The organism is Pseudomonas sp. UBA4194 (genome assembly GCF_002379585.1).
Classification (GTDB): Bacteria; Pseudomonadota; Gammaproteobacteria; order Pseudomonadales; family Pseudomonadaceae; genus Aquipseudomonas.
In genome coordinates, this window is sequence record NZ_DFUE01000084.1 from 77,823 (window position 1) to 85,769 (window position 7,947).

Consider the following 7,947-nt stretch of genomic DNA (forward strand, 5'->3'; position numbering starts at 1 on the left):
CCTTGCCAGCGCCGGGCCACCAGGCCCGGCGTCGATGCAGGAAGTTGCGCGCCAGGGATACGCGGGCGCGCCGTCAAGAACAGGAAGTGGGGGATAGGTTTGAAGTACACCTCGTTGGCAACACGTTTTTCCGCGGCCGCTCTGGCCCTGGCCATTGCCCCGCTGTACACCCTGCCCGCACAGGCAGCAGACAACCCGGAACCAGCACTCAAGAGCATCAGCCCTACGCGCCTGGAAACCCGGCCCGACAAACCACCACGCGGGTCGACGGGCAAGGCCCCGGCCCACGTCTCATCGACAAACCCAATCGGCGCGGGCCATGCCCGCGACACCGGCAACCCGGACGAGCCGCCGCCCCGATCGGAAAGCCAGTTGGGTCTCATGCAAGCCGTGCGCCTGGCCGTGGAATGGCACCCCAGCATCGGCGAAGCCATCGGCACCCTGTACCAACAGGGCGAGGGCATCAATGTGGCTCGGGCTGGCTACTATCCGCAGATCACTGGTGGCATCAGAGGTGGCTTCGACAGCGCCTACGACGGCAATGGCAGCAGTCAGGCCCTGAACATTTCTCTCAAGCAGATGCTCTACGATTTCGGCAAGGTCGACAGTGCGGTGGACGTGGCCAAGGCCCGTGTCGCGCGCAGCCAGGCCCAGGTGCTGCTCAACATCGATCAGGTCGCGCGCGACACCTCCTATGCCTATATCGAAGTGCAACGTTACGAGCGTCTGTTGGCGGTGGCTCGCGAGCAGATCAAGGGCATTGCCGGTATTTCCGACCTGGCGCGCCAACGCAGCGACATGGGGGCCGCTACCCGTTCCGACGTGGTCCAGGCCAAGTCCCGGGAAGACGGTGCCCGCGCCACGCTCCTGCAATACCAGGCGCTGTACAACCGCTGGCGGGCCAACCTGATCAACCTAGTGGGACGCGCCACCCCGTTCGATGTGAACGACGAGTTTCCGCAGACCTTGCAGACCTCCTGCGAAGCGGCCGAACCGGACATGAACGCCTTGCCGGGGATTCTGGTGGCGGATGCGCAACGCGTCGAAGCCCAGGCGACGATTCGTCAGGCGCGCGCCGAGGGCCTGCCGACCCTGTCCCTGGACCCGTCGCTGAACCAGTACCTGGACAGCAACTACAACAGCAACAACCCCAATATCGACCGCACCCAGGCCGGGATCTTTCTCAACCTCAGCGTGCCGATCTACCAGGGTGGCGCCACCACCGCACGCACGGCCGCCGCCACCTATGCGCTGACCGCCGCCGATTCGGCGGAAGACAACGCGCGCCTGCAGGCTCGCCAAGGCTTGTTCGAGGCCCAGGCGCAGACCGCCAGTCTGAACCGGCGCCTGAGCTCGCTGGAGTTTCGCCAGACCAGCATTACCGAAGCGCGTGAGCTGTACGGTCAGCAATACCTGGAACTGGGCACGCGACCGTTGCTCGACTTGCTCAACGCCGAGCAGGAAATCCACCAGTCACGCTTCGACCTGGCCAATACCCAGGCCGACCTGCGCCGCCTGCAAGTCGATTGCCTGTACAGCACCGGTACCTTGCGCAGCGCTTATCAGATCGACCACAGCACGATCCAGGGGGTTGAAATACTGCCATGACCGATGCCGTGAATGTCTCGCTGGACCCTGAATCGGTCCAGCCCAAGGAAACCTTTTCCCGTCAGGACTACCGCGTCTGGCTCGATGCGATCCTGTCGGTGGCGCGACACTACCGGCTCGACTGCTCGGCCGAGAACGTACGTATTGCGTCGTTGCGGGCCAACGACTCCAGCGTCGAGGACGTGCTGCGGCAGATGGCCCGCCAGGCCGGCCTGACCATCAAGTTCGCCACCTACGATCCGACGACCCTGACCCAATGGCGCACCCCGCTGGTGGTGCAGATGCAGGACGGTCAGGTTGGGGTCATCCAGACCCTGGGCGAAGAGGACGAGGTGGGCATCGCCTACAGCGGCGATCAGGGCCTGCAGAGCAGCATCAGCCGTCAGCAATTGCTGGAAAACGCTCTGCGCACGGTGATTCTGCGACCGGCGCGGCCCATCAGTGACGTGCGCACCAACGACTACATCAAGCCCTACGACGAGCACTGGTTTCGCAAGATCGTGCTGCGCGACTTGCGGCCTTATGGCCATGTGATGCTGGCCTCGCTGGTGGCCAACATCCTGGGGCTGGGTGGGGTGCTGTTCTCCATGCAGGTGTACGACCGGGTGATTCCGGCGGAATCGCTGCCCACCCTGTACGTGTTGTTCGGCGGGGTGTTGCTGGCGATTTTCTTCGATTTCATCATGCGCCTGATGCGCATGAAGATCACCGACCTGCTGGGCAAGCGCGCCGATCTCAGGGTCAGCGACCTGGTCTTCGGCCATGCCCTGCGCCTGCGTAACTCGGCACGGCCCAAGTCCACCGGTTCGTTCATCTCACAGTTGCGCGAGCTGGAATCGCTGCGTGACCTGATCACCTCCAGCACGGCTACGGCGCTGGCCGACCTGCCGTTCTTCCTGATCTTCCTGGTGGTGTTCTACCTGATCGGTGGCCCTCTGGTGCTGATTCCGCTGTTCGCGCTGGTGGCCATGGTGGTGCCCGGGCTGATGGCGCAACGCAAGCTGGCGCGCCTGGCCAATAAATCGATGCGCGAATCGGCACTGCGCAATGCCATGCTGGTTGAAACCGTGCAGGGCATGGACGACATCAAGAGCCTGCAGGCCGAACAGCGCTTTCAGCAACAGTGGAATCACTACAACGCGGTGGCGGCCGACAGCAGCCTGCGCCTGCGCACGCTGACCAATGGCCTGGTGGCCTGGACCCAGAATGTACAGAGCGCGGTGTTCGCCATCGTCATCGTGTTCGGCGCTCCCATGGTGATTGCCGGTGACCTGACCACCGGTAGCCTGGTGGCAGCTTCCATCCTGGCTTCGCGGATGATGGCGCCGGTCTCGCAACTCACCCACGTGCTGACTCGCTGGCAGCAGGCCAAGGTGGCGCTCGAAGGTCTCAACCGGCTGATGAAGATGCCGGTTGACCACCCCGAAGGCGCCCAGCGCGTGCATCTCCCTGTCATCACTGGCCGCTATGAACTCAAGCGTGCCGGCTTCAAGTACAGCGAAGAGGCGCGCACACCGGCCCTTACCGTCAACGACCTGACCATCGAGCCGGGCGAGCGCATTGCCGTGCTGGGGCGTAACGGCGCGGGCAAGTCGACCTTTCTTCAGGCGCTGGCGGGCTCGCTGGACCTGAGCAGCGGCAGCATCAGCCTGGATGGCGTGGCGCTGGGGCATATCGACCCGGCGGACGTGCGCCGCGACGTCGGCCTGTTGACCCAGAATTCCCGGCTGTTCCATGGCAGCCTGCGGGAGAACCTGATCATGGGCGCCGGGCAGGCGTCGGACCAGGAAATCATCGAGGCACTGGGTATCACCGGCGCGCTGGACTTCGTGCGGTCCTGCCCTACGGGCATGGATCACCTGATTCTGGAGGGTGGCCTGGGCCTGTCCGGCGGTCAGCGCCAGTCGCTGCTGCTGTCGCGCCTGCTGATTCGTCAGCCGCACATCCTGTTGCTGGACGAGCCGACCGCCTCGCTGGATGAAGTGACCGAGCGCAAGCTGATCCAGAATCTGGCGGCCTGGGGGCAGGGCCGCACGCTGATTATCGCTACCCACCGCACCAGCGTGCTGAGCATGGTGGATCGCATCATCGTGGTGGACAACGGCCAGGTGGTGATCGACGACACCAAGGATAACGCCATTGCCAAGCTGTCACGGCCAAAAGGCCAGGCACAATAAAGGAGGGCAGGGATATGGACGCAGGCAAAGGTATCAAGGTGCTGGGTGCCAGCGAATTCAAGCGCATTCCGCTGCTCGAAGACGGCGCGCCGGGGCAGTCCCATTACCAGGACGGCGTCGACGACTCCACGGTGGTGCGTGCCACCCGCGTGGTGTGGGCGGCGGTGATCATGCTGTTGGCGTTCTTCGTGTGGGCGTTCTTCTTCGAAGTGGTCGAGGTGTCGACGGGCACCGGCAAAGTCGTACCCAGCTCCCGCGAGCAGGTGATCCAATCCCTTGAAGGCGGCATCGTGGCACAGATGAACGTGACCGAAGGGGCGATCGTCGAGCGCGATCAGGTGCTGGCGCAACTGGACCCGACCAAGACCGAGTCCAATTTCGGCGAGAGCGCGGCCAAGTACCGGGCGACCCTGGCCAGTGTCGCGCGCCTGCAGTCGGAGGTCGGGCTCAAGCCCCTGGCGTTCCCGGCCGAACTCAAGGCCTACCCGGAGCTGATCAGGGCCGAGACCGAGCTGTACAACGTACGGCGTCGCGGGCTGGATGACTCCCTGTCAGGCATCAACGAGTCCTTGCGCCTGGTGCGCAGCGAGCTGCAGATCACCGAGAACCTGGCCAAGACCGGTGCCGCCAGCCGAGTCGAGGTACTGCGCCTGAACCGCCAGCGTTCGGAGCTGGAACTAAAACTCACCGGGGCGCGCTCGGACTACATGGTGCGCGCCCGGGAAGAGTTGGCCAAAGCCAACGCCGATGTCGAAACCCTCGTGGCGGTGCTCAAGGGAAGGTCCGATTCGGTGTCGCGGCTGACCTTGCGCTCCCCGGTGCGAGGCATCGTCAAGGACATCGAGGTGACCACCATCGGCGGCGTGGTGCCGCCCAACGGCCAGTTGATGCAGATCGTGCCGCTGGATGATCGGTTGTTGATCGAGGCGCGGATTTCGCCGCGGGACATCGCGTTCATTCACCCGGACCAGGCCGCCAAGGTCAAGATCACTGCCTACGACTATTCGATCTACGGTGGGCTGGATGGCAAGGTGGTGACGATTTCGCCGGACACCATCCAGGATGAGGTCAAGCCTGAGGTGTTTTACTACCGGGTGTTCATCCGTACCGATTCCGACTCGCTGGAAAACAAGGCGGGCAAGAAATTCGCCATCGTGCCGGGGATGATCGCGACGGTGGATATCACGACGGGGCACAAGACGGTGCTGGATTATCTGATCAAACCGTTGAACAGGGCCAAGGAGGCATTGCGGGAGAGGTAGGAGAGGGGCGGTAAGCGGTGTTCCTTTAGCGCCCTCTCCCTTGGGGGAGAGGGCTGGGGTGAGGGGCCCTTGACCTCATGACCCAAACGTTCATCTGAAGCCGTTCAGCAATACGCCGAGCGCACCACCTGAGTCAGGCAATACCCTCGATTCCTCACCGAACGAATCAACCTTTCCCCCGAACTGCAGGCGGCAAACTTGCTCTGCAAACGGCTGAGGGACATTTCCAGTCCGTTATAACCCTGAGGGTCTTTGCCGAGCCCGACGATCAAGGCTTCCTTGCTCATCACCCGATCGTGGCTGAACGCCAGAAGCCCGATCACCGTGCATTCCATACGCGTCAGCGCTACGTGAATGCCGTTCTGGGTCAAGGTGCGATCGATGTCGTTGAACCACCAGACGCCGCGGGCGTGGTGGGTGTCGGGTGGGGTGTGCTGGTTGACGAAGTCTTGAGTAAGCACAAACGAATAACGACTGCCGAGGTCCGTGGGCATAGAAGCGTTCCTTCAATTCAACTTGGGTGGATCCAATCGCCTGCTGAATTGAAGATTAGTAATGGAATGTAAAAATGCCAACGTCCGCCCGTCTGGTGAAAACGGATTTTCAGCTACGCAACGCAATGGGCGCCGTCGCGATGCTGCCGCGGGTCAGGCGGTAGCCTGCGCCGCGTACATTTTGAATCACATTGATGGCAAACGCTTTGCGGATCGCGTTGCGCAGACGACTGAAAAATTTCTCCATGACCCGCATGTCGTAGCTGCGCGCGTTGAGCCCCAGAGGAACGGCCAGGTCGTCGAAGCTCATCAGGTGACCGGGGGCGTACAGCAATGCCAGCAGCGTTTGCACCTGCACGAAGGTCAGATCCAGGCGTTGATCGGCGTTTTGCAGGCACAGTCGCGCAGGGTCCAGTACGGGGGGGTCGAGATTCCAGTAGTCCGGGTTCTGGAACAGCTGCAGATAGAACGTTGCCCGCTCCGCGGTGGCGCTGGGCACACGCAGCACGTGGTCAGCCCCGGCATGCACGATGTGCTGGCGGGTGGAGGCGTCGATGCTGCCGATCAGCATCACCATGACGCTCGACCAGCTGTTGGCGAGGCGAATATGCCGTACCCAGTCGCTCACCTGCTCGCGCGCCGCACGCGGCGCCTGGAGCAGGATCACCTTGTGATGGCTTGGTACGAGCTGTCCGGCCAGGTCCGCCAAGGCCCCAGCGTCTACCGGCAGTGCCAAGGGTTGTAGCCACTGTTCCAGGAGGCGCGCGCCATCCGGATCGCTGGACAGCATCAGCAGGCGTGGTTCGAGGGCAAGCAGAAGTGCGGGTGGAACATCCATGTGCACAATCCTTTGGTTCGCTGCCCAACCCTAGCACAGGTTGGATCCAGACGCAGAGGCGTCGGGTCTGCACCCTGGCAGTGTCACCTGGGGTGCAGGAGTTTGGCGAAGTCCCACATCATGCGCTTGAAATCGCGAACGACGGTTGAGTATTTTGTACAGGTAGCCGCGTGCGGCAACCTCCAACAAGGACAGTGTCATGAAGACCGAAGGCCGGCGTCCAGTCGCCGAGAGACTGGCGGGCATCAACGAGATCGAGTGCATCACCCCGGACCTCAACGGCGTGCCGCGGGGCAAGGTAATGACGGCCGAAGGATTCCTCGAAGGGCGGCGCCTGCAACTGGCCCGTGGCGTGTTGCTGCAGTGCATCATGGGCGGCTATCCGCCCAGCGAGTATTACGGCAGCGATGACGGTGACGTGGCGCTGATCGCCGATCCCGCGCGGATCTTTCCTCTGCCCTGGAGCGATCAGCCTACTGCCCTGGCGATCTGCGATGCTCAGGAGCTGACAGGCGAACCCTCGTCGTTGTCGACCCGAGCCCTGCTCAAATCGGTGCTGGCTCGCTATGCCGAACGTGGCTGGACGCCGGTGGTGGCCACGGAACTCGAGTTCTATGTGTTTGCCGCGAACGCCGACCCCAGCCAGCCGTTCCAGGCGCCGAAGGGGATCGATGGCCGCCGCGAAGATGGCAGCAGTGCCTTCAGTGTCAGTTCCAACAACGGCCTGCGGCCGTTCTTTGCCGAGGTGTATCGGTGCATGGCGGCGCTGGGGCTGCCCCGGGACACCTTCATGCACGAGATGGGCGTGAGCCAGTTCGAGATCAATCTGCTGCACGGCGATCCGCTGTTGCTGGCCGACCAGACGCTGCTGTTCAAGCACTTGCTCAAGGAGGTAGCGCTCAAACATGGCTTGAGCGTGGTGTGCATGGCCAAGCCACTGGCCAGAGCCGCAGGCAGCTCGATGCATATTCATCAGAGCGTGGTCGAGCAGGGCACAGGTCGTAACGTGTTCAGCGACGAACGGGGCGAAGCCACAGATCTGTTCCGTCACTTCATTGGCGGGCAGCAGGCCGCCATGGCGCCCTTCACCGCGTTGTTCGCGCCCAACGTCAATTCTTACCAGCGCCTTTGCCATCCTTACGCGTCGCCGAACAATGCTTGCTGGTCCTATGACAATCGTAGCGCCGGGTTGCGGATTCCGGCCAGTACGCCTGACGCGCGACGGGTCGAAAACCGTTTGCCGGGTGCCGATGCCAACCCCTATCTGGCGATTGCCGCCAGCCTGGCGGCGGGGTTGCATGGGATCGAGCAAGGGCTGGAGCCCTCGGCGCCGATGCAGGGTCAGATTCAGGTGCCGGAAGAATTGTCGTTGCCGTGTACCTTGCACGCGGCCTTGGAGCGTCTGAAACGCAGTGAGCTGGCCAGGGAACTGTTCGGTCATGAATTCATCGAAGGCTACGTTGCCACCAAGACCCTTGAACTGACCAGCTTCTACAACGAGATCACCCCTTGGGAACGCCGAGTACTGGCGGCCCAGGCTTGATCCGGCGGTGCTCCCATCGCGGGTA

At 62.9% G+C, this 7,947-nt stretch carries 6 protein-coding genes; 4 read left to right on the top strand and 2 right to left on the bottom strand.

From position 1 onward, the window contains the following. Positions 1-141: 141 nt before the first annotated feature. From B3397_RS20215 to B3397_RS20225, 3 genes are read left to right on the top strand one after another with little or no spacing between them, the layout of a single operon-like run. Positions 142-1,608 carry a TolC family outer membrane protein gene (locus tag B3397_RS20215; RefSeq protein WP_414704417.1) on the top strand — a complete coding sequence of 489 codons (1,467 nt, stop codon included), beginning with the start codon at positions 142-144 and terminating at the stop codon, positions 1,606-1,608. After that, positions 1,605-3,785, top strand: a complete 2,181-nt coding sequence (locus B3397_RS20220; RefSeq protein ID WP_296253485.1) for a type I secretion system permease/ATPase — start codon at positions 1,605-1,607, stop codon at positions 3,783-3,785. The genes B3397_RS20215 and B3397_RS20220 overlap by 4 nt, the downstream gene beginning before the upstream one ends. A gap of 14 nt (positions 3,786-3,799) precedes the next feature. Beyond that, positions 3,800-5,047 carry an HlyD family type I secretion periplasmic adaptor subunit gene (locus B3397_RS20225; protein WP_296253486.1) on the top strand — a complete coding sequence of 416 codons (1,248 nt, stop codon included), beginning with the start codon at positions 3,800-3,802 and terminating at the stop codon, positions 5,045-5,047. 104 nt (positions 5,048-5,151) lie between these two features. Here B3397_RS20225 and B3397_RS20230 read toward each other — a convergent pair whose 3' ends face one another. Together B3397_RS20230 and B3397_RS20235 are read right to left on the bottom strand one after the other, a co-directional pair. After that, on the bottom strand, positions 5,152-5,541 hold the full coding sequence (locus B3397_RS20230) for a winged helix-turn-helix domain-containing protein (RefSeq protein WP_296253488.1): 390 nt from the start codon (positions 5,539-5,541) through the stop codon (positions 5,152-5,154). A 109-nt stretch (positions 5,542-5,650) separates the two neighbouring features. Beyond that, positions 5,651-6,379 carry a winged helix-turn-helix domain-containing protein gene (locus tag B3397_RS20235; protein WP_296253490.1) on the bottom strand — a complete coding sequence of 243 codons (729 nt, stop codon included), beginning with the start codon at positions 6,377-6,379 and terminating at the stop codon, positions 5,651-5,653. A gap of 301 nt (positions 6,380-6,680) precedes the next feature. Between B3397_RS20235 and B3397_RS20240 the strand changes: the two genes are divergently transcribed. Continuing rightward, positions 6,681-7,922, top strand: coding sequence for a glutamine synthetase family protein (locus B3397_RS20240; protein WP_296253622.1), 1,242 nt, complete (start codon positions 6,681-6,683; stop codon positions 7,920-7,922). Positions 7,923-7,947 lie beyond the last annotated feature (25 nt).

Bases quoted from the DNA above. Each gene is read 5' to 3' on its own strand.
- B3397_RS20220 (WP_296253485.1), top strand. From the start codon at position 1,605: ATGACCGATGCCGTGAATGTCTCGCTGGACCCTGAATCGGTCCAGCCC.
- B3397_RS20225 (WP_296253486.1), top strand. From the start codon at position 3,800: ATGGACGCAGGCAAAGGTATCAAGGTGCTGGGTGCCAGCGAATTCAAG.
- B3397_RS20230 (WP_296253488.1), bottom strand. From the start codon at position 5,541: ATGCCCACGGACCTCGGCAGTCGTTATTCGTTTGTGCTTACTCAAGAC.
- B3397_RS20235 (WP_296253490.1), bottom strand. From the start codon at position 6,379: ATGGATGTTCCACCCGCACTTCTGCTTGCCCTCGAACCACGCCTGCTG.
- B3397_RS20240 (WP_296253622.1), top strand. From the start codon at position 6,681: ATGACGGCCGAAGGATTCCTCGAAGGGCGGCGCCTGCAACTGGCCCGT.